Source organism: Dysgonomonas termitidis (assembly GCF_054657735.1).
Genome location: NZ_BAAHYD010000002.1, coordinates 971,363 through 992,594, shown reverse-complemented (window position 1 = coordinate 992,594; position 21,232 = coordinate 971,363). Strand labels below are relative to the sequence as shown.

The window sequence follows — 21,232 nt, the reverse complement described above, 5'->3', positions numbered from 1 at the left end:
AGGCCCTTACCTTTGGATATAACCCATTAATCAGTAAGGCTATGGAACAGATTACATTCACCCAGGTCGTATCCAGGGGATGCGGCATAGACGTACACCAGAAAGTAGTAGTTGCCACCGTGTCTGGCGAAGGTATAAAGAAAACCACGCGTGAGTTCTCTACTTTCACGAGTTCTTTGACAGAATTAAGAGAATGGTTATTGGAATTGGGTATCACCCATGTTGCCATGGAGAGTACCGGAGTTTACTGGAAGCCGGTATATCATATACTGGAACCGACCGGAATGAAGGTCTGGATTGTCAACGCCCGTCATATCAAGTATGTTCCGGGTCACAAAACCGATAAGAAGGATAGCACCTGGATATGCAAGTTACTGCTTGCCGGATTACTCAAGCCGAGTTATATTCCACCGCGTGAACAGCGTGAATTGCGGGACCTGACCAGATACAGGGTCAAGCTGATACAAGGCATTGCCGCCAATAAGAATCGCATAAACCGGATTCTGGAAGACTGCAACATAAAATTGTCGAGCGTGATGAGCGGAACAGACGGTGTGGTCGCTACCAAGTTGATCGATAAACTGATCGAGGGAAAACAGATAAGCCCTGAAGATATTGACCGGGTCTATCACGGTAAGCTGAAAGCCAGCAAGGAAGAACTATTGGAAGCCTGCAATGGATTTATAACCGAACATCATGTTTACATGTTAGGTTTAATAAGGCGTGATATTGCCGCCTCAGAGGTTATCATATCCGAGATTGACGATAAAGTCAGGCAGGCACTTAGCCCTTATGATAATGTCATCGAACTGCTCAAAGGCGTACCGGGCTTCAACCTTAAAACCGCGCAAGACCTTATTGCCGAGATTGGACTGGATATGAGTGTCTTCCCCAGCGAGAAGCACCTGTGCTCCTGGGTAGGTATATCTCCGGGCAACAATGAGAGTGCGGGCAAAAAAAAAGCGGACGAACCACCCACGGAAATAAATCCGCCAAAGCGGCAGTTGTAGAAGCAGCCTGGGCGGCAACAAGGACGAAGAATACATTCTACAGTGCGAGGTATCACCGGCTGGCAGCAAGACGGGGCAAGAAAAGAGCTCTGGTAGCCATAGGACATTCGATCCTGAAGTCTGTCTACCATATACTGAGCACAGAAGAACAATACAGAGAACTTGGAGCCGACTATATCAACCAAAGGATGGAAGCCAAACGCAAATCTTACCTGAAGAAAGAGTTGGAAAAACTGGGCTACCAGGTGGATTTGGTCGAGACTAAAGCAGGATAGCTCAAATTACAATAAAGGTCGATGTTTACTGGCGCCAGTTATCCAAATAGGTAACATATAAGCCGACAATGAAACTGACTTCAACAGCTAAGTACCAAAGATTGTGGAATAAACCACGTGTATGAAATTTTAATTTTCTTGGCTGTTCCCTTTTAATATATCCAATAACCGTGCATTTATTACCATAAGTGTTATCTCTTGTTTTGTCTGAAATAACGATTTAATAACTAAAAGTCCTATTTAGGGACTATAAACTATAATTTATTTACGTATGAAAACGGACAGTTATGAGTTATAGACGCAGTTTTAATAAAACAATTTCCGTGCATTATTCCGGTTCTGTCAGCTACCCTGCTTCCCAGCACGGCGGGAGTGTGTCGTATAGCGGAACTGCCCACGAGAATGTTACAGTGAATATCGATGTCGAAACCACTCCTTTTGATCGCAGCATCGATAACTGCAATAGTAATGTTAGTTTGCTCACTGGTGCAGTTGTTGCCACAGAAGCAGCGCAAATCGCATCAATCGACAATAATGCAAAAAAAATAGGACAAACCATAATTGATGGCTTTTTTAAGACTATCCGTTCCGAAATCAGCCAGCAAATAATGGAATTAACCACAAAACTTGATGCAACCTTAATGCATCTGCACGAATTGGCAAAACGCTGTGTGGGAAAGCAAAAACAGATGGAAACCGACTATAATCGTATTACAAGCCGCTATCTGAACATTTTTGAAGATCTGAACAACGAACTAGAAAACCGGATTTTCGAGTTGGATAAGCCCGCCTTTGTTTTCAAACGCGAAAGTGACAATCACACTAACCGTGCTTTGGGCAGCGATTTAGCCAGCACCGTCTCTGTTTTTGGGAAAGAAGGTTCTGAGTTACAGGCAAGAATCAGCGCTTCCATTGCCAAGAAACGCGCATTGGATACTATCGGCAAGGCAAATATATTTTTGCTGAAACAAAAAAAACTGGATGAAACAATTAACCAAAGCATGTTGAATGAAACTGTTACCGCTGTCCTGTACCTGCCGGTTTGCTTTATCGAGACGCAAAGCGAAGAAAGCCAAATTGACAGAAGACTGTTCCAATCCGGTTCCCTATCCAAAATGCAGGAAAACGAATTAATGGCTGATTTTCAGGCACAGCATTGGAGTATTATTTCCGGTGAAAGTAAAGCCCAGATCGGGCGTTATTTCAATGCCGAACTTAACCGTCATTTCAGTTCAGCCGATACACACAGCAATCGTGTAAAAGAAAATATTGCAAGTATGTTGAATTTCAATCATATTAAAAGTATATAATTAAAAAAATCAAATAAAATGAAAGAATTAAAAGAACTTCGTTTTAACGAAAGCAATATACAATTGAAGGATAATTTAGTGCGAAGTTCAATCCTGCCCGAAAAAGTTGCTGAACTCAATCGCACCATCACAGTACAAGGCAACACGGTTATAGAAGGGCCTGTATATGCCCACAAACTTGAAATTCAAAATGGTGACCTTGAAATCCAGGGAACTGTTTTCACACAGTTGGAACTTTATGTCAATAGCGAAGCAAAAGGCAATGTGGCATTTAAGAAGAGCGTTGGGTCGGCAAATTCCGTTGTTTCACGTGCAGCGAACTGCAATATCATGTTCTATTCCGATATTAATGCAAAAACTGTTACGCTATACAACGCATTTGTGGCGGGTACTATTTACGCCGATGAAATTATCTTAGAAAATTGTATAGTAATCGGCGGTGTTTTCGCAACACAGCAAATTGACCTGACAAATTGTATTGTTGGTACTTTCAATACGCCATCTGTAAGAATCGCACAAATGGTAAGTTTATTGTTACCAAGCGCGTTTTCGATTGAAAAAATACTTGCAACCGCCGAAGCAAAACTATTCAATTTGAGTTTGGCTGATTTAGGTGCATTATATAAAGGGCTACCGCAAGCCGGCAATTCCGGCAAGATTGAAATGAATATCGAGACCGATGAGGTGAAAACGACACTTGCCAATGAAAAAATCCAGAAAACGCTACGCAGTTATACAGTTGTTGGTAAAGTATTGGCAGCCGATCTACTGGACATGGACAAGTTCCAAAATCATTTCCTGCTCACAGCGGCAAGCCTGGGTTCGCAGCTACTCAAAACTTACGATATGGGTATTGACAAAAATGGTAAACCCGCTACGTTGACTTCCGAAAAAATCCGCGATTTCTTCTTTGATATTCTCAAAGGAAAGATAGAAATTCAGAACATTGACGGTAAGTTCGATATTTCGCAAATTACAGGAAAATTGTAGAAAAGTGAAATATTCTGTTCGATGGAAATTATCAGGCAACTTTTATTGAAGTTCTAGCCGGTGAAGTTAAGACTAACAGTACGGCTAATGACGGAAAAATAAGAGCCATATTGTTTCCAGGGTAGAATCTGATTATATGGGTTTATATATGTATTCAGGGTGGGTGGAACGGTAACACTGCCAAATACAAGATATACGGATCATATATAATGGAATTTAACCTTTTAGGGTGGCGTTATTGGAACTGACGTGGGAAAGTGAAGATGATTTCGACATCTAGCTACGGTGCCAGATGATATTTTTACTATGGAAAAAGATTATGTAAAACAGGCTGACCGGATATCGGAATAGACGATGAAGTTCAGCAGGCAATAATAAAGTAAAAGTAATACTAAAAATAAATTTGGGTAAAGAATAACTATGAAGAACTCCTCAACTGTCTTTTCAACATTTGGGGAGTATTTTGTTTTATATGACGGTCTTTATTCTTTGGTATGCAATGATGAAATGACCGAAAAAACGGCGGATTACATAGCCGGAATGATAAAGTATAAGCCGGAAAAAGGCGATATACCAGCATCATCCGGTAAAAAAATAAAATACCCGGGACCTCAATACAATCCTGGTATTTTGTGCGTAAATTTGCCGGTAAGCCGGGAGTTACGCCTGCGGGCAGGTATCATATAACTGACTATGGAAGAAAAACTTATTATAAGCATCATAGAGCATCCCCTTTTCGGCTACCTTCTTCAGCCATTATGGGCCAGGAGGGAGAAGACGGATTCATTGACCATCGTGGAAATAGCCGGTGAAAAAGCCGGTAGTTTTACATTCCTGCCGCAGGCTCACAGGGAGATTGTTGCCCTGGCAGGCCGTTGTACAGCTAAATCCCTTATGAAAAGCTATTCTAAGGAAACAACAGTATCCGGCTTTGAAAAAAATGTCACTGAAAAAACAATAGAGACCTATATCCGCCCGGCTATAGAAAGATACCAGCAACGTATTATTGAGCGCTTACCCCAGTCCGGACTGGAGGTTTATTTCAGGGAAGGGGTAAAAGTACGGGCCTTGTTTGATTCCGCCAAAGCGGAAGTATACCCCGACCCGGCCAGGGCTGTGTTTAATTTCATAAAAAATGGCGGGCAGGAGTTGCGGTATTTCATCACCCTTGCCGCCGGAAATGAAATAATTGATTTGAACGGCAAGCCTTTCGGCGTCATATGCAGTGATCCCGCCTGTGTTTTCGTGGACAGGAAACTGCTTGTGTTTAAGGATATCGATGCAAAAAAATTACTGCCGTTCTTTTCGAAGGAATATGTAACGGTTCCGCCAGCCTCGGAAAAAGCCTACATAGAGAAATTTATAGCGAATTGCCTTAAGAACAACGTTGAGGTAAATGCCCGGGGGATCGATATACAGGAAATATACCCACCGTGCACAGCGCGCCTGACATTGACAAACGGTTTGGATATGCAGCCTGTCCTGTCCCTCGATTTTTTATATGAGGGAAAAGCCTGTCCCATCGATACGCCCGATAAGAAGGTTGTATATGCAAGGCAGGCTGACGGCACCACGGCATTAGTCTGGTTTTACAGGGATAAGGAACGGGAAAGTTCACTGATTAAGCTACTCACGGATAACGGGCTGGAAAGGAAGTGGCTTAACGGCTTCCGGGTAAAGCAAACCGAACCGGAAGATGATACAAATGGCTTGATTGACTGGATTCAGGCACACCGGGAAATATTGGGCCTTTTCGACCTGGTACAGGATATCCCGGATAAGAGATATTTTTTAGGTGAAATATCCCTGGAAAACAAACCGGATGAAAGCCCGGACTGGTTTGATGTAAAAAGTGAAGCCGTATTCGGTACGTTCAGGATTCCTTTTATCCGTTTCCGGAACCACATACTGAATGATATCAGGGAATATGTTTTGCCGGACGGGAGCATTGCCGTATTGCCCGGGGAATGGTTCAGCCGCTATTATGAACTGATGTTTTTCGGCAGGGAGGACGGAGCGAATATCCGCCTGCAAAGGCATCATTTCCGGTTGGCAGGCATCCTTGACGCTGGTACGCATAAGCCTGTCCCGGAGATACACTCCGATGGTTTATATCCTGTTCCCGAAGGGCTGAATGCCACATTGAGGCCTTACCAGCATAAGGGATTCTCATGGCTCCTGAGCCTGTCTGAAAATAATTTCGGGGGTTGCCTTGCAGATGATATGGGTTTGGGGAAGACTTTACAGGCAATCACCCTGCTGCAATATTTTTACCAGCACAGGAAAAAAGAAAAACCAAACCGGCAGTCAAAAGTTTCAGGCCAGTTGTCCTTATTCACAGAAGACGATATATCCCAAAGCAGCAGCTCCCGGGAGTATCCCCCTTCGCTGGTAGTCGTCCCTGCATCCCTGCTGTATAACTGGCAGCATGAACTGGAACGGTTTGCGCCCGCCCGGAAAGTATATATCTATTCGGGAGGCAGGCGGATGAGAACAAAAGACACGGATATGTTTTTCAGTATGTTCGATGTGGTACTGACCACATACGGGACGCTCCGCATCGATATAGAAATGCTGGAATGCTGTTCTTTCCATTATTTCATTCTGGATGAAAGCCAGTATGTGAAAAATCCGGACTCGGTGACCTATAAGGCCGTGATGCGGATTAAGGCCATGCATAAATTAGCGCTTACCGGTACGCCTGTAGAGAATTCGCTTACAGACCTGTGGGCACAGTTTAACATTGTAAATACAGGTATGCTGGGTAACCTGCAAGACTTCCGGAAGGCTTATGCCAATCCGCTCAGGCGGAACAACAAAGAAAAAGAAGCGGCTTTACTGAAAATCATACAACCGTTTATCCTGAGGCGGACAAAGGCAGAAGTTGCTCCGGAGCTGCCGCCCCTGACCGAGAAAACCGTTTATTGCAACATGAGCGAGTCCCAGGCTGAATCATATAACCTGGAGAAAAATAAATTGCGTAACAGCCTGATTGCCGGAGAGCAATCCGCCGATACCCAGAAACTGTCATTTATGGCTTTGCAGGGTTTAACCAGATTGCGGTTGCTGGCAAATCATCCGAAACTGCTGGACTTGTCCTACTGCGGGGATTCAGGTAAGTTTGAACAGGTGGCGATGTACCTGGAAACATTGCGCAACAGCAAGCATAAGGTTCTGGTCTTTTCTTCCTTTGTAAAGCATCTACGCTTATTTTCCGGCTACTTCGACCAAAATAACTGGAAATATGCGTGGCTGACGGGGGATATGAAAATCCGGGACAGGGAGAAGCAGGTTGACCTGTACATGCATGACCCGGAAGTGAATTGCTTTTTCATTTCCATCAAAGCGGGAGGCGTAGGGCTTAACCTGACCGCAGCCGATTATGTCCTCATCCTGGACCCCTGGTGGAACCCCGCCGTGGAAAACCAGGCGGTAAGCCGTTCCCACCGGATAGGTCAGCAGAAGCATGTGATTGCGTACCGTTTCATTTCGTCAGGCACGGTAGAAGAAAAGATCCGGCGTTTACAGGATGGCAAATCAAAGCTGGCCGAAGTATTCGCGTCCGGATCAAACCCTTTACAGGGCATGGATAAAGATGATGTGGAAGCTTTATTGGAATGATAATACTTCCGTATTTGAGTTATTAGTCGCTGCCGCAGACGGAAGCCTGGGAAGCCTCACCTTTTTTATGAAGTCTCAATAATCGCATGAAGACACCGGCACAGAGATAGTCTTTCATTTCGGCGAATTTATGCCGTTAAATTGTGCCTGCTTTATTGCCCAAGCCATAATATTGGCAAACAAGCGGGCGTTCTCCACATCCCCGCCTGACCAGCTTGTTTTGGTGACAGGCCTGTTGTTACTATCAATTGTTAGCGGATAGGTGGTGGCCGTACCGGTAGTAGAGCCTGTCCCCCCGTTGAGGTTTGCAAAGATACCGCCGTCCCCGATGAATACCAGATTGTAAAACTTATGTTTGAATATCGTCGGCTTACCGCCCGAATCCCTGGCATATACCACAAGGTCTTCCTCCGGCAATCCGGTTATGCTGATGGTTCCGCCTGCATCGTTTCCAAAGAACCGGCCCCTGATATCGCCGAAAGGGCCGTTCAGTATCTCATCGTTCATAAAGCCAAGCTGCATCCTCAATGTGCCTATCAGGGCGCTTCCCGATACAGTGATGCCGGGATACAGGGCTTCAAAGAAAGATTTCGCCATATAATCCCTTTCCAATACCAGTATAAGCACGCCGCCCTTGTTCAGGTAATCGACCATATAACCTGCAATCGCCGCCCTGTTGCCTGCATCCGCGATAGCCAGGTCGAACCCGGTAAGCACAATCTCGGGTTTCTCGTCGAACATGGCTTTAACCCGGACAGGGTTATAAGCAGCCCCACCCATCAGTTCACCATCCAGTATTGAGTGGTTAAAGGTCTGGGTAGGATGGACTGTATTTTACAATCTTCACAGTACTGTTATCATTTGTCCCGAAGTTTACATCCGCATCCACCAGTTTCCGTGTGCCCTGGGGCGTACTGTCTAATACCTGCATGATATATCCCGCCGTGTTGTTATACCAGCCCCATCCGTAAGTCTTTTTTACCGGATAGGCAACCGGTACGCTTACATAACATGTTGCCACACTGATCGCGCTGTTGGAGGTAATGGTCATTTTCTTGGTATCCACCGAAGTAGGCTTTCCGCTTCCCCTCAGTATGATTTCTTTTTCTCCGCCTGCCTTGTCTGCGGCTGTAACCAGCGTCGGAACCGATGCAAAACCGATTCCGTCCACTATGTTGGTTTCCAGATAGACAGTCGACCCTTCTACGAACGGATCGCCCGGGAGTATTTTAATCCACACGGAAATATAATTACCGGCAGGGTTCAATGCCTGGTTCAGTTGATATACGCCATGCACGGTTGTCCTGCCGCAATCCATCTCATAGTTCGGCTTTTTAGAGTAATCCTCCACAATGATATTCTTTGTACAGGCCGTGCCATCTGTAATACCAGCGGCTTGCCGTTCATTGTAACAGCCAGCTCGTCGCCCGGATTTCCGGCAGGGGTATACCAGAACGGCGTTCCGCTACCGGGAATAGTAAGGGTATATACGCCTTTTTCCATAAACATACCCGATGCGATAAAGAAATAGCCGTTTGTTTTAGTATGGTCGCCCGCATAGGCCGGGGTAACATGAATGGTATATGCCCCGGGCTTGGTAATCTCCAGCTTTATGGTTATGTAACTGGAAGCGTCCAAGGGTACAACAGCGCTGCCTGGCGGGGTCTGTGGATACTGGTCGGGGGACTTATAATGCCCGGCTATATTAATTCCGTCGCAATCCACTATATGCCCGACGGCATTTCCTATCTTCTGCTGGAAACAGTTCCACTGTTCCCCGTCCCACTGATTCAGACCCAGGCAAAGTTCTTTTTCATCGTTTTCGGTCAGGTTATAAACGATCATTCCCGTATGGGTCTTATTCAGGGCGATTTTGTTGCTTATATAATTTGAGTTAGCGCCGGAAGCGGGATCTTCCGGATTATTCAGGAACATCGGGTAAAGCTGCTTCTTTTCGGAGAGGTTGACCCTGGGCAGTATCAGCCCCCTGTATGAATTATGGCCGGCATCCGTTACGTTTTCTTTTTCTTTCAGATGAAGTACGGCTCCTTCAGCAGGCTCTTCTCCTGAACCAATCGTTACCTGGGCTTGTGACAGATGCATGAAAAAGCAGCCCAGCAATACTAAAAATAATCTTATCATTGATTTCATAGGAACTGTTCGTTCGGTTTATACATTCGGTTTTATATGCCGGACATACTGTGCAACTCATTCAGGAAGGATGACATGTACCTTTTACGGCTCGGCTTACAGTTCTAACCGTTTCATATATTGTAATTTTAACAACCATCCGGTTTATTTGTTTATGAGAACCGGATATTTTATTTGTGATGGCATGTTCACCATAATTTTGCGAATAAGTCCTGTCCGGCACAAACATAATCTCTGGCCTTTATTGAGAAGAGGGGGCTCATCGAATGTATACGATCAGGCAATTATTTCGCATGGAATAATTTAATTTTATATTGATTATCATTAAGAAAAAAAAGCATTTTGCTGAGAGTATGATGCTGAAATTACCGGATATTATAAAGCAGATAAAATATAAGTTTGAAGTAAATAAATTAACTCCTTATGTACAAGAGCGGTTAATGTCTTCTCAGATTGTTTAGGTACAAGTTGAAATATCCACCTTTATATCCCGTTAAAATTATTTTAAAAAGCGAGAATAATCAGACTGACTGCTACAGCCTTGTTTGAAAGGCCTGCAATATATTTTCCGACTGAAAAATAAGGGACTGTCCAACTATGACTTGATGATTATTACATTAAATACATTTTATGAAAATAAAATTCTTTATTTTTAACCTCAAAAAATGAATTTATGGAATCTGGAAAAAGATACTATGATCACACACTGGTAGCCGATAAACATTTTTTCGGGGGATATTTCAATCTGGCCCAAAACAATATCGATTTAATTTTTGATTCTTATAAAGAACGGTTTAATGAAAATGGTAAAACTGAAAATGTAATAGATAAACTTAAAAATATCAAACTATCCGATTCAGAATTTAAGCTGAAAGTTGAGTATTTAAGCCGCTTTTTCCCGTTTATAAACTACCTGGACAAAACGAACAGGGAAGATTTTGGAGAAAAGCTAAAATTGTTGGTGAAAAATATAAATGACCTTAGAAATTTTTATACGCATTATTATCAGGAGCCATTGTGTTTTGATGAAAATTTTTATACCACTTTAGACCATATATTTCTAAAAACGGTAAAGGATGTCCGGAAAAACAGGCTTAAAACGGATGAATCAAAGCTTTTGTTGAAAACAAGGTTAAAAGATGAATTGGAAACTCTTTTCAAAATCCAAAAAAAGAAATTATTAGAAGAGAAAGCTAAAGGCAGGAACGTTTTTCTCGATGAGGAAAGCATTCGTAATAATATTTACAACCAGGCTTTTCATCACTTAATTTATAAAAACAGGGATACAGAGGAAGAAAGTATTGATAGATATTACAGGTCAAAACCTGTCTCGGAAGAATCATTTGCGGAAAACAATATTGCAATCAGCCGGAACGGACTAATATTTCTTTTAAGTTTATTCTTAACAAAAAAGGAAAACGAGAATTTAAGGGCACAGATAAAAGGATTTAAGGCTAAGATAACAAGTGCAGACGGGGAAGGCTATCCTAACCTGAAATATAACAGCCTTAAGAACATGGTTACTCACTGGGTGTTCTCACACCTATCATTTAAAGGACTGAAAAACCAGCTTAGCAGCACATATAACAAAGAGACCCTGCTTATACAAATAGCAGATGAATTGAGTAAGGTTCCCGATGCCGTATATAATGCCTTACCAAAAGAATTGCAGGAAACCTTCGTTGAAGATATTAACGAATACATTAAGGAAGGAAACGAAACATACCAGTCAGATGAACTGACCGTTATCCATCCTGTTATAAGAAAAAGATACGAAAATAAATTTAACTATTTTGCATTAAGGTACCTGGATGAGTTTGTGAAGTTTCCTTCACTACGATTCCAAATATATCTGGGAAATTATATCCATGACAGGAGGCAAAAGGAAATTGGCGGGACACCGTATTATACGGAACGCATCGTTAAGGATAAAATAAATGTTTTCGCCCGGTTATCGGAAGTTAGTAAGCTGAAAGGCGACTATTTTCATGGAACAGCGAAAGAACCTGCCGGATGGGAAGTATTCCCTAATCCATCGTATAATATCGAGGGGGGGAATATTATGGTTTATTTGAGTATTGATAAGAACTTAAAAAGCCGGATTGAAAAATACAGGAATATCCGGAATAAAAATGAAAAGCGGAAAAGCAACAGGGAAAACAGGATCGCTAAATACGAAATAACAAGGAAAATAGGGGGAAAAAGCATTGTCAATTACGACGAACCCGTTGCCGTTCTTTCCCTGAACGAACTACCGGCTTTACTATATGAATTGCTTATAAAGAAAGCTGCCCCGGAAGACATAGAAAAACGTATACATGAACACGTAGAGGAACAGTTCAGTAAACTGGAAAATTACAAACAGGGAGACCGCTTGCCGGTTTCCCAGATCCCCCAAAAACTGCTGAAAAGTTCGGATACAAGTTCCATAGATACGGATATGCTGATATCCGAAATTGAAAAAGAGATTGAGATAACCAGGAAAAAGATAAATCTGATAAAGAATAACAGAGCCGAAACAAAGAAAACAGAGAAGGGCAGAAGTATTCGCAAGTTTATATTTAACAACAAAGAGCGGGGCGAAGAAGCTACATGGATAGCCTATGACCTGGTTCGCTATATGCCTGCCGATATTCGCAAAGGATGGAAAGGTTACCAGCATAGCCAGTTGCAACAATCATTATCGTTTTATGATACCCGGCCAAATGAAGCGCTAGGCCTGTTGGAAGCAGTGTGGGATTTTAATAATAGCGCTTATCTTTGGAATGTGGGGATAAAGGAAGCCTTCAAGAAAAAAGATTTTGATTGTTTCTTCGAAAAATATTTAGATTTCAGGTCGGATATTTATAACAATATCAAAACCTCAATAATAAGCAGTGGTGAAAATAAAAAGGTACTAAATAAAGCGTTGAAGCAATACAATGTCAAGAATTTGTTTTCGGCACGAGACTTTCATATCGATGCAACCCAAGAACAAAAAGAGAAGTTATTGGCAAAACCAATTGTTTTATCAAGGGGGATATTCGATAAGAAACCGACTTATATAAAAGGGGTGAATATACACGATAATCCTGAATTGTTTGCCGACTGGTATCAGTATGCGAACAATACAGGACATAGTTTTCAGCGTTTTTACGATTACGGTCGCGATTATAAAGAACTATTCAAACAAGACCAGCTTAACAGGAAAAAGAACGTAAAAAGTCAATAGAAAAATTAAAAACCGAGAATGATCTATATATAAAAAAGCTGAAAATACAGGATTTATTTTTAAAATATATTGCAGAGCAGCTTTATGAAGAAGTTTTTGAGCACAAGGTTGGGTTAGTCCTTAAAGACTTTTATTTAACCAGGGAAGAAAGGTTGGAACAGATAAGACAGGCATCCGGACAGAACCGGCGCGAGAAAGGCGATGCCTCGGAAAACATAATAAAGGAAAACTTTATTTGGAATATGACTGTCCCATATAAGCATGGACAAATACAAGAACCTGCGGTAAAGCTAAAAGATATAGGGAAATTCAAACGATTGATAGCAGATTCTAAAGTTCAATGTATATTGCAATACGATCCTGACAGGAGCTGGAATAAGCTGGAACTGGAAAAGGAACTGGAATCATACGAGAATATAAGAAGGGACATATTACTTAAGAATATACAATCGCTGGAATGTAATATTTTACAACATATGGGTTTTGACGGAGTAAACCATATAAGGGAATTGGAACAGGATGGATTTCCGAACTTCAAATGTTATGTGGCAAACGGTTTGTTGAAAAACTCTGCGGATGTCGCCGATTCAGATATAAAATGGTTGTTAGGGAAGTTTGACGGATCATTTGAGTCAGAGTTGACACTTAACGAGCTGAAAGAAAAACCGGAAGTCTTACAAAAAGGATTTATGCTTGTATATATAAGGAATAAGATAGCACATAACCAAATGCTGAAAGCGGGACTCTATGATTATTTACTCGATATATGCCAGGAAAAACGACTGGATGATGAAACATATTGTGATACAATACTGAGATGTACAGGGAAAATAATCGTTGACTTAACGGAAGATTTCAGGTGAAAGATAAATACAACATCCGAAAAGCGTAATATGAACAAGCCGTTGTAGATATTCTTAGTTTGAAAGGTAGATACAACAGACTGAAGATAATAGACGTAATCCTCTGCGTTGTAGATACTCTTAGTTTGAAAGGTAGATACAACTTATTCCGGATGGGTTTGGGTTCCACTGTCGTTGTAGATACTCTTAGTTTGAAAGGTAGATACAACCAAACAAGAAAGTGGGATGTATCGCTTCTGGTTGTAGATACTCTTAGTTTGAAAGGTAGATACAACTGAACTTAACCATGTAACCAGTGATGGTGGTTGTAGATACTCTTAGTTTGAAAGGTAGATACAACCAATTCCGATACGTGATGTACAGCACTTTAGTTGTAGACACTCTTAGTTTGAAAGGTAGATACAACTAATGTTGTTCCACTCAGGGCCGATGTCGAGTTGTAGATACTCTTAGTTTGAAAGGTAAATACAACGATACCATTGAAAAAAAAGGACAATGAATCTTGTCCTTTTTTATTGAAATTAAATCAGATCTTAAGAATAACCTATGCTGTTGAAAACGTATTAATATAGTAATATCTAATATGACATTACTTTTGTTGCCGTTCTGTAATATCAGGATAATTATCATAACATTTTTTTTCGCTTTCCTTTCTCTTATTTTTTTATGCTTATAAGTGGCTGTTGCACAACTCACATTTTGCTACAAATTAAAATAAAATGGAGTTTTTTACATTCATAACAGGTTGATTTTCAATATATATTTTTTCATGAACAATGTCTGTTTTCATAAAATATTAAATTTGTTTAGTTGTGCAACAGACACATAAGGTTATAGATAAAGATGCGGGAGCATCCATGTATTGTTTCGAAGCTGGTCACATTATCGGAATTAACGGTTTCTCTTTTCATAAGCATACTTTTATCAATCTTAACGGTAATATCCATCATTTTTCCTTCGAATTGTTGGGTGAATAAGAAGTCGAATTAATGGATAGCCTTATAAGCAGGGGGCTTAAAGGTCTGGTATATAGCTTCTATCAATACAAAGGTACGCCCAAGAAATATAAAGCTATCCTCGAAAACATGCTCAAGAGCTTATGTAAATAAGCCAGTATTGTCTCAAGGAGGTTCTAAATATAGAGGTTGGATTTACTGGTATCAATTGTATATATGTTGTTCTGAAATAACTGGACACTTGATAATTTTCTTATGTTTTTCTTCAGTCTGTTTTTATCAGCTTGAGTGTTGTGTATTATTTAACTTCTCCGGAAATTTGGTGGAGAATCTGGAGAAGTGCAAATTTGGGAAAAATCCCAAATTCTTATACCAGACTACAGATAAGAAAATATGAATAAATAGTACGAAAGGAATTGCTCTTAGTAAATAGTGTTTTGGGTTTAGTCCCTAGTCCGTCAGCCCGTCCAGCTTACTGACTGCTTCCCGCTTATTCTTATCTATTACTTTCGCATATATCTGCGTCGTCTTCATATCGGCATGCCCCAATAGCTTACTCACTGTCTCGATAGGAACGCCCAGGGACAGCAAAAGGGTTGCGTTTGTGTGCCTGGCAACATGGAATGTCACGCGCTTCTTTATCCCTGCCGCCAGTACCCAGCTTTTAAGCGCCTGGTTTGTAAAGCCGCTGGATGATAACGGGTAGATAATATCTTCCCCCATAGCGGTTCCCCTCTCCGGCAGGAATTTCAAAGCTTCGTCAGATACCTGTAAGTATTCCTTTTTCTTCGTCTTCTGCTGGGTAAAGCAGATCTGCTTCCTGCCTTCATGGTCGGTCTGGATATCGTCCCATCTCAGGGCCTTGACATCAGAGAAGCGCAATCCGCTGAAACAACTGAACAGGAAGGCTGACTTTACCAGTGGTTTGATACATTCGGTCTTTACCAGTGCCCTGATCTCTTCCAGCCCTAAGTATTCCCTGTCGCTTTCCGGACGTTTGGGACGCTCGAAGCGGGTCAGCTTCTTCATCGGGTTGTCGGGAATAATACCGTCCTGTACTGCACAGTTCAATACAATGGATAAGGCGCGGCTGTAACCGTAACGGCTACCTTTGGATAACAGACAACCTTTGGCGCTTGCCGGAATGCCCCTGCGGCTGGAGAGGTTCTCCGCTGTCAGCAGGTATTCGCTAAAACCGCAGCAATACTCCCTGGTGACAGACTTGAAGCTTAGCCCGTCACCCTTATAAAGGATCAGGTGCTTTATAAGGCTCCGGTAAGTATCGCATACCGCTGTCTTGCCCTCTGCTTCTTTGCGTTCTGTCAATGCCTGTAAATACCTGATGAAATTCGCCTTTTGTTTCAGTCCCATATTGACAAAGCCGTTTTCCTTGCTGGACAACTCATCTATTCGCTGAGCCTTGATACGGACGGCCTTGTCGAGCATACGGCGGTTCAGTTCCTTGTCTTCGGGTGTCCTTTCGGGTACAAGGTATAGTTTGGGGAACTCGTACAAGCGTTTGCCGTTCCTGTAGATATCGAAGTAAATGGACTGGCTGCCGCCGGAGAGTTGTTTGAAGCGGATCTTTACCGGTTCCTTTGCTTTGGGTTGTTTCCTGCTGTTTGTCATAAGGATCAATATTAAGTTAAAAACTAAAAATCAAGAAAGAAAAACTAAAAAAAATAAAATTAAAAATTAAACCGGGGGCAAGGTACAAACAAGGAACGACATGGCAAAAGAAAATAAGGATTAATTACCTTTTGATATATGTGTTTTTAAATAATTAGTAATCAGATGTTATATAAATACAAGAAACATAATAATTTACGAAAAACAAATAAAGTAACAATTATAAAAATCCATAAGTAACAAACAGGTAACAAATAACAGATAAAAAAGGATTATGCAAATGAAAAATAGAAATCTATTTTTGCTCTTGTTAACTAATTTAAATATCTGTATATAAGTGTATTTAGTTTCATTCATACCACTTTTATTTTCATTTTCTTTCTTGATGAATTTTGGTGATAACTTTTAAGGTAACAAAGGTAACAGTATTTACAGTCATCAGTTAACAGTCATCAGTCAACAACTCGTAAGATGTAGAACTTTGCGCCTTTGCGTCTTTGCGTGAAACAAAACAAAACGCCAGCCAACTTGTAACTCGTAACTGCCCGAAGGGCGCAAAAATAACATTCGCCGAAGCGAAGGCGAGGCAAACTTGTAACTGCTTTAATCAATATTTCAAAGAACTATCAGCTAACAGCTAAAGGCTACCGGCTCTTATTCTATAGATAAACTTCTTCAAAAAGATTAAATTTCATGCGTTTGCCCTAAAATTTTGTAAGAGCAAAATATCTTTCAATAAAAACTTGTATATTTGCTACGTATATAGTAACGTGGGTTATTGTATCGAATACATAAATTGCATAAAGAGACACAAATGAGTACAAGCAAATATATAATAATACTAATATCCCTGCTGCTTTTTCCTTTGCTTGCAGACGCCCAGATATACAGGGCTCCTACAAAAAATGAGGCAGAGCAGATAGGTAAAAAAATATATATTATCAGTACAGGAGATACCACGCGAGTAGTAAACAGAACTGGCGGCGGACTGACAGATAAATACTCAAAATTCCTGTTCCGAAAAAACCAAAGCGCAGAAGTTGATTCCATCTTTGGAGAAACAGATCCGACATACAGTGGTTTAGAGGAAGCCGCTTTAGATGTAGATAAATTACTACGTGAAATAGAAGCAGAAAAGAGGATTAATAACGAAAGAAATGATGCGCTGGGCTTCCGGCTCGCCAGAGACTACCGAAACCTGAAAAAGAAAGAACAGACAGCTATAAATATAGCGGACAGCCTGATAAAAAAAGATGCCTCTATCGAGGAATTAACGAATATGTACATTGGATTTAACGGAAAGCCTACCTATTATATCAATGGGCTGGAAGTACCGTTTTCGGTAACGAATCAATTATATCCGTCAGAAGTGATAAAACGTGAGATGCGGGTTACCGACACAGCATCGGGAAATCCTTTTGGGGAAATCTGGTATCTCGTATCGGAGAAAACACTGAACAGGCTAAAGATCCCGGTTGACCTGACTACTGATTATCTGTTCAATAATAATGTAGCTACTACGGCGACCTCTGTCCCTGTGAACAGTGCGGCTGAAGCAAAGAAAAAAACGCCAAAGACGCCGGACCCCGTCATAAGAAGAGAGATTACAGCCGATGGCAAGCAGATAGACCGTGTGGTAAAAACAGAAGAAGCTGATATACCTGAAGAGAAAAGTACGGCTGCGTCGGCCACCCGGGTTATTTCCAGAACCGTAAATGATGAAAAAGTAGGAACAGACGAAAACGCTACCTATATAATAAACAGACCGGGCATTAAACGGATAACCAATCCACCTCAGTCCACCATAAGGCAACAGCATTATAACAGCAGTAGTGTGACAACTAACAATGCGGCAAACAAAGACGAACCGGCTAAAGTTGAAGAAAAGAAACAGGAGGATAATACACCGAAAACTATCCCGAGAAAATCAGTCCGGAGAATAAAAGAAAAGCTTCAGAACCAGTATAAGGATTAATTAAGGCTGCAGGCCTGTTTATTATCCAGGGAAATAAAACTGCTTGCTGACGGCTGGCATAAGTTATTATTCGAAACCAAAATCATCAGATTCTGCCCGGCGCTTATTTAACAATTTATCTATAATCACAGGAAAGTATGTGTACTCCAGCGCATGCACTTTTTTTGCGACATCTTCGTAGCTGTCGGTTGCAGAAACAGGGCATTTAGCCTGGAAGATAACAGCCCCTTCGTCGTAATTCTCATTTACATAATGTATCGTGATACCCGACTCTGCATCACCCGATTCAACCACCGCTTTATGCACATTATCCCCATACATCCCTTTCCCGCCAAATTTAGGCAATAAGGCCGGATGTATATTAATTATTTTATCAGGATATGCACGCAGGAGATTTTCAGGAATTTTCAGTAAAAAGCCGGCTAATACAATAAAATCTATCCCTTTTTGCAACAGGCATTCCAGTACCTTGCCTGTGTGGTAAAAGTCGCTCCTGGAATATGTAACAGACTCTACTCCCAGGTTTTTAGCCCGTTGATGGACATACGCATCCTCTTTGTTCGAAACAATGAGTTGAATGTTTACATCCTCATTATTTGCAAAATATTTTATTATATTTTCGGCATTAGAACCTGAACCCGAAGCGAAAATTGCGATTTTAGTCATTAAGTATAATTTAAGATGCCTGCACACAAACAAAAAAAATGTGCAATTTTAACTATTTTATCCACAAAATATTTGTTTCATATGTATAAAAAACTGTTACTTTGCACCGACAAAATTAGAAATAAAAATTAATTATTAATCAAAACTAGAAATTATGTCAGAAGTAGCATCAAAAGTGAAAGCAATTATTGTTGATAAGTTAGGTGTAGAAGAATCTGAAGTAACAGATACTGCTAGCTTTACAAACGACCTAGGAGCTGACTCACTTGACACAGTAGAATTAATCATGGAATTTGAAAAAGAATTCGGCATTTCTATTCCAGATGATCAAACTGAAAAAATCGCTACAGTAGGAGATGCAGTCTCTTACATTGAAGCAAATGCAAAATAATTTTTTTTCCAATATTTACTTATGGAATTAAAAAGAGTAGTAGTAACAGGTCTAGGCTCGGTATCTCCTCTTGGCAACGATGTAGCCACTACATGGAACAATGCCATCAACGGGGTGAGTGGGGCTGGACCTATTACTCATTTTGACGCGTCAAAATTTAAAACACAATTCGCTTGCGAAGTTAAAGGATATGATCCTTCTGTCTATCTGGACAGGAAAGAAATGCGCAAATGCGATAGATATACATTACTGGCTATAGGTGCTTCCGAAGAAGCTATCGCAGACTCAAAACTTGATTTTTCAAAAGAGAACTGCGATCGTATAGGTGTAATCTTCTCCGCTGGCATTGGTGGTATAAAGACTTTCGAAGAAGAAGTCAGTTATTATGCGAAAAATGAAGAAAACGGACCGAAATTCAATCCTTTCTTTATCCCTAAGATGATTTCGGATATCGCAGCGGGACTTATTTCGATTCGTCATGGTCTGCGCGGTCCCAACTACGGAACCGTTTCGGCCTGTGCTTCATCTACTCATAGCGCTATAAACTCTTTCGACATTATCCGTATGGGTAAGGCTGATGTTATTGTAGTGGGCGGTGCGGAAGCAGCCATTACAGCCGCCGGTGTCGGAGGTTTTAACGCCATGACCGCATTATCCACACGCAACGATTCGCCTGAAACAGCATCACGTCCATTTAGCGCCAGCCGCGACGGATTTATCATGGGAGAAGGTGCTGCATGTCTTATTTTCGAAGAACTGGAACATGCACTTGCCCGTGGAGCTAAAATCTATGCTGAAGTCGTTGGAGGAGGTATGTCTGCGGATGCCTACCACTTAACAGCCTCTCACCCGGAAGGGTTAGGTGCTAAGTTAGTAATGAGAAATGCTTTGCAGGATGCGAATATGAACCCTACTGATATGGATTATATCAATGTGCACGGAACGTCTACTCCGGTAGGTGACCCGTCCGAGATAAAAGCTATTAAAGAAGTATTCGGTGAGCATGCATATAATCTGAACATCAGTTCTACAAAATCAATGACCGGCCACTTATTGGGTGCAGCAGGGGCATTAGAAGCCATGTTCTGTGTATTGGCGGTTCAGAACGACATCGTTCCTCCGACCATAAACTTTGCAGAGGGTGACGAAGATCCTGAAATAGATTATAAACTGAACCTTACATTCAACAAGGCTCAAAAGAGAACTGTTAATGTAGCACTTTCCAACACATTTGGTTTTGGCGGACATAATGCATGTGTGATAGTCAAAAAGTTTAAGAAATAGGAAAACAACGTGCTTAAAAAGATATATCGAGGTATAAGGCTTCTTCCTAAAAGAGGGAAGGAGCCTTATGTATCTTTTTGCAAAATACTTGGTTTCTATCCGTATAACATAACATTATACGAACAGGCCTTACTGCATAAGTCATCATCCATTAAGCTGAAAGACGGCAGATGGATCAACAACGAGCGTCTCGAATTCCTCGGTGATGCCATACTGGATGCAATTGTAGCCGATATTGTGTTCAAAGAATTCGAATACAAGAAAGAAGGTTTCCTTACCAATATGCGGTCGAAAATCGTCCAACGCGAAACATTAAACAGATTAGCTCTGGAGATTGGCATAGATAAGCTCATCAAAACATCTACACGCAACACCACGCCAAATACCCATATGTATGGCAATGCTCTGGAAGCATTGATTGGCGCTATATATCTGGATCAGGGCTACAGAGCCGCTAAACGGTTTGTATTCGAACGCCTGATACAGGAGCACCTGAATATAGAATCGGTAGCCGAACTGGAGGCCAATTATAAATCCAGACTGATAGAATGGAGCCAGAAGCAAAAAATATCGGTAAGTTTCGATCTCATCGACAGCTTTGTCAACGAAAATAATACTCCTATATTTAAAACAGCAGTAATAATTATGGGAGAACAAGCGGGGCTCGGAACAGGCTATTCAAAAAAAGAATCGCAACAGAAAGCTGCAAAAGAAGCCTATAACAAACTACAACGCAGTACCACTTTCCGCAATCATATATTTGAATTATATGAACAGCAGCAACAGTTGCAAAACGAAAAGTACGTAAACACTTCTGAAAAAAGAGAAGACGAATAATTTTATATTTTAAGATAAAAGAAAGCCACTTCATTTTATGAAGTGGCTTTCTTTGTAGACTGT

15 protein-coding genes and 1 pseudogene are annotated in these 21,232 nt (G+C 41.2%); 11 read left to right on the top strand and 5 right to left on the bottom strand.

All coding sequences use genetic code 11. The features are described 5' to 3' along the window. Positions 1-41: 41 nt before the first annotated feature. The 5 genes from ACYQ3L_RS08000 to ACYQ3L_RS07980 all read left to right on the top strand — a co-directional run bounded on the left by ACYQ3L_RS08000 (position 42) and on the right by ACYQ3L_RS07980 (position 7,206). Positions 42-1,010 (top strand): IS110 family RNA-guided transposase, encoded by a 969-nt coding sequence (locus ACYQ3L_RS08000; RefSeq protein WP_459952380.1) that lies wholly within the window; start codon positions 42-44, stop codon positions 1,008-1,010. Positions 1,011-1,572: 562 nt separating this feature from the next. Further along, a complete protein-coding gene (locus tag ACYQ3L_RS07995; RefSeq protein ID WP_459952379.1) occupies positions 1,573-2,595 on the top strand; it encodes a hypothetical protein in 1,023 nt (340 codons plus the stop codon). An 18-nt stretch (positions 2,596-2,613) separates the two neighbouring features. Continuing rightward, on the top strand, positions 2,614-3,585 hold the full coding sequence (locus ACYQ3L_RS07990) for a hypothetical protein (RefSeq protein ID WP_380002173.1): 972 nt from the start codon (positions 2,614-2,616) through the stop codon (positions 3,583-3,585). A 420-nt stretch (positions 3,586-4,005) separates the two neighbouring features. Beyond that, positions 4,006-4,272 (top strand): hypothetical protein, encoded by a 267-nt coding sequence (locus tag ACYQ3L_RS07985; RefSeq protein WP_459952378.1) that lies wholly within the window; start codon positions 4,006-4,008, stop codon positions 4,270-4,272. Positions 4,273-4,278: 6 nt separating this feature from the next. Beyond that, positions 4,279-7,206, top strand: a complete 2,928-nt coding sequence (locus tag ACYQ3L_RS07980; protein ID WP_459952377.1) for a DEAD/DEAH box helicase — start codon at positions 4,279-4,281, stop codon at positions 7,204-7,206. Between the two features lie 114 nt (positions 7,207-7,320). On the opposite strand, the gene ACYQ3L_RS07975 is transcribed toward ACYQ3L_RS07980, so the two are convergent. From ACYQ3L_RS07975 to ACYQ3L_RS07965, 3 genes are all read right to left on the bottom strand, one after another. Next, entirely contained in the window at positions 7,321-7,947 is a 627-nt protein-coding gene (locus ACYQ3L_RS07975; protein WP_380000555.1) for a hypothetical protein, read from the bottom strand. Positions 7,948-8,011: 64 nt separating this feature from the next. Further along, positions 8,012-8,524, bottom strand: a complete 513-nt coding sequence (locus ACYQ3L_RS07970; RefSeq protein WP_380000553.1) for a hypothetical protein — start codon at positions 8,522-8,524, stop codon at positions 8,012-8,014. After that, positions 8,482-9,348 carry a hypothetical protein gene (locus ACYQ3L_RS07965; RefSeq protein ID WP_380000551.1) on the bottom strand — a complete coding sequence of 289 codons (867 nt, stop codon included), beginning with the start codon at positions 9,346-9,348 and terminating at the stop codon, positions 8,482-8,484. Before ACYQ3L_RS07965 ends, ACYQ3L_RS07970 begins: the two co-directional genes overlap by 43 nt. Before the next feature lie 682 nt (positions 9,349-10,030). Between ACYQ3L_RS07965 and cas13b the strand changes: the two are divergent. Continuing rightward, positions 10,031-13,431: pseudogene (gene cas13b / locus ACYQ3L_RS07960) on the top strand (type VI-B CRISPR-associated RNA-guided ribonuclease Cas13b). An 812-nt stretch (positions 13,432-14,243) separates the two neighbouring features. Next, complete coding sequence (locus ACYQ3L_RS07955) at positions 14,244-14,408, top strand: hypothetical protein (protein ID WP_380000549.1); 165 nt, start codon at positions 14,244-14,246, stop codon at positions 14,406-14,408. 429 nt (positions 14,409-14,837) lie between these two features. Here ACYQ3L_RS07955 and ACYQ3L_RS07950 read toward each other — a convergent pair whose 3' ends face one another. Next, positions 14,838-16,016 carry a tyrosine-type recombinase/integrase gene (locus tag ACYQ3L_RS07950; RefSeq protein ID WP_380000547.1) on the bottom strand — a complete coding sequence of 393 codons (1,179 nt, stop codon included), beginning with the start codon at positions 16,014-16,016 and terminating at the stop codon, positions 14,838-14,840. An 814-nt stretch (positions 16,017-16,830) separates the two neighbouring features. Between ACYQ3L_RS07950 and ACYQ3L_RS07945 the strand changes: the two genes are divergently transcribed. Beyond that, a complete protein-coding gene (locus ACYQ3L_RS07945; protein ID WP_380000545.1) occupies positions 16,831-17,991 on the top strand; it encodes a hypothetical protein in 1,161 nt (386 codons plus the stop codon). 66 nt (positions 17,992-18,057) lie between these two features. Here ACYQ3L_RS07945 and purN read toward each other — a convergent pair whose 3' ends face one another. Further along, on the bottom strand, positions 18,058-18,657 hold the full coding sequence (gene purN / locus ACYQ3L_RS07940) for a phosphoribosylglycinamide formyltransferase (RefSeq protein WP_380000543.1): 600 nt from the start codon (positions 18,655-18,657) through the stop codon (positions 18,058-18,060). Positions 18,658-18,811: 154 nt separating this feature from the next. Between purN and ACYQ3L_RS07935 the strand changes: the two genes are divergently transcribed. Genes ACYQ3L_RS07935 through rnc form a run of 3 tightly spaced genes read left to right on the top strand, consistent with a single transcriptional unit; the run spans position 18,812 to position 21,169 of the window. Further along, positions 18,812-19,048, top strand: coding sequence for an acyl carrier protein (locus ACYQ3L_RS07935; protein ID WP_006798850.1), 237 nt, complete (start codon positions 18,812-18,814; stop codon positions 19,046-19,048). Positions 19,049-19,069: 21 nt separating this feature from the next. Continuing rightward, entirely contained in the window at positions 19,070-20,332 is a 1,263-nt protein-coding gene (gene fabF, locus ACYQ3L_RS07930; protein ID WP_380000541.1) for a beta-ketoacyl-ACP synthase II, read from the top strand. Positions 20,333-20,341: 9 nt separating this feature from the next. Beyond that, on the top strand, positions 20,342-21,169 hold the full coding sequence (gene rnc / locus ACYQ3L_RS07925; RefSeq protein WP_380000539.1) for a ribonuclease III: 828 nt from the start codon (positions 20,342-20,344) through the stop codon (positions 21,167-21,169). The last annotated feature ends 63 nt before the right edge of the window (positions 21,170-21,232 follow it).

Coding starts and splice junctions, on each gene's coding strand:
- ACYQ3L_RS08000 (WP_459952380.1), top strand. CDS start 42: ATGGAACAGATTACATTCACCCAGGTCGTATCCAGGGGATGCGGCATA.
- ACYQ3L_RS07995 (WP_459952379.1), top strand. CDS start 1,573: ATGAGTTATAGACGCAGTTTTAATAAAACAATTTCCGTGCATTATTCC.
- ACYQ3L_RS07990 (WP_380002173.1), top strand. CDS start 2,614: ATGAAAGAATTAAAAGAACTTCGTTTTAACGAAAGCAATATACAATTG.
- ACYQ3L_RS07985 (WP_459952378.1), top strand. CDS start 4,006: ATGAAGAACTCCTCAACTGTCTTTTCAACATTTGGGGAGTATTTTGTT.
- ACYQ3L_RS07980 (WP_459952377.1), top strand. CDS start 4,279: ATGGAAGAAAAACTTATTATAAGCATCATAGAGCATCCCCTTTTCGGC.
- ACYQ3L_RS07975 (WP_380000555.1), bottom strand. CDS start 7,947: ATGTTCGACGAGAAACCCGAGATTGTGCTTACCGGGTTCGACCTGGCT.
- ACYQ3L_RS07970 (WP_380000553.1), bottom strand. CDS start 8,524: ATGGATTGCGGCAGGACAACCGTGCATGGCGTATATCAACTGAACCAG.
- ACYQ3L_RS07965 (WP_380000551.1), bottom strand. CDS start 9,348: ATGATAAGATTATTTTTAGTATTGCTGGGCTGCTTTTTCATGCATCTG.
- ACYQ3L_RS07950 (WP_380000547.1), bottom strand. CDS start 16,016: ATGACAAACAGCAGGAAACAACCCAAAGCAAAGGAACCGGTAAAGATC.
- ACYQ3L_RS07945 (WP_380000545.1), top strand. CDS start 16,831: ATGAGTACAAGCAAATATATAATAATACTAATATCCCTGCTGCTTTTT.
- purN (WP_380000543.1), bottom strand. CDS start 18,657: ATGACTAAAATCGCAATTTTCGCTTCGGGTTCAGGTTCTAATGCCGAA.
- ACYQ3L_RS07935 (WP_006798850.1), top strand. CDS start 18,812: ATGTCAGAAGTAGCATCAAAAGTGAAAGCAATTATTGTTGATAAGTTA.
- fabF (WP_380000541.1), top strand. CDS start 19,070: ATGGAATTAAAAAGAGTAGTAGTAACAGGTCTAGGCTCGGTATCTCCT.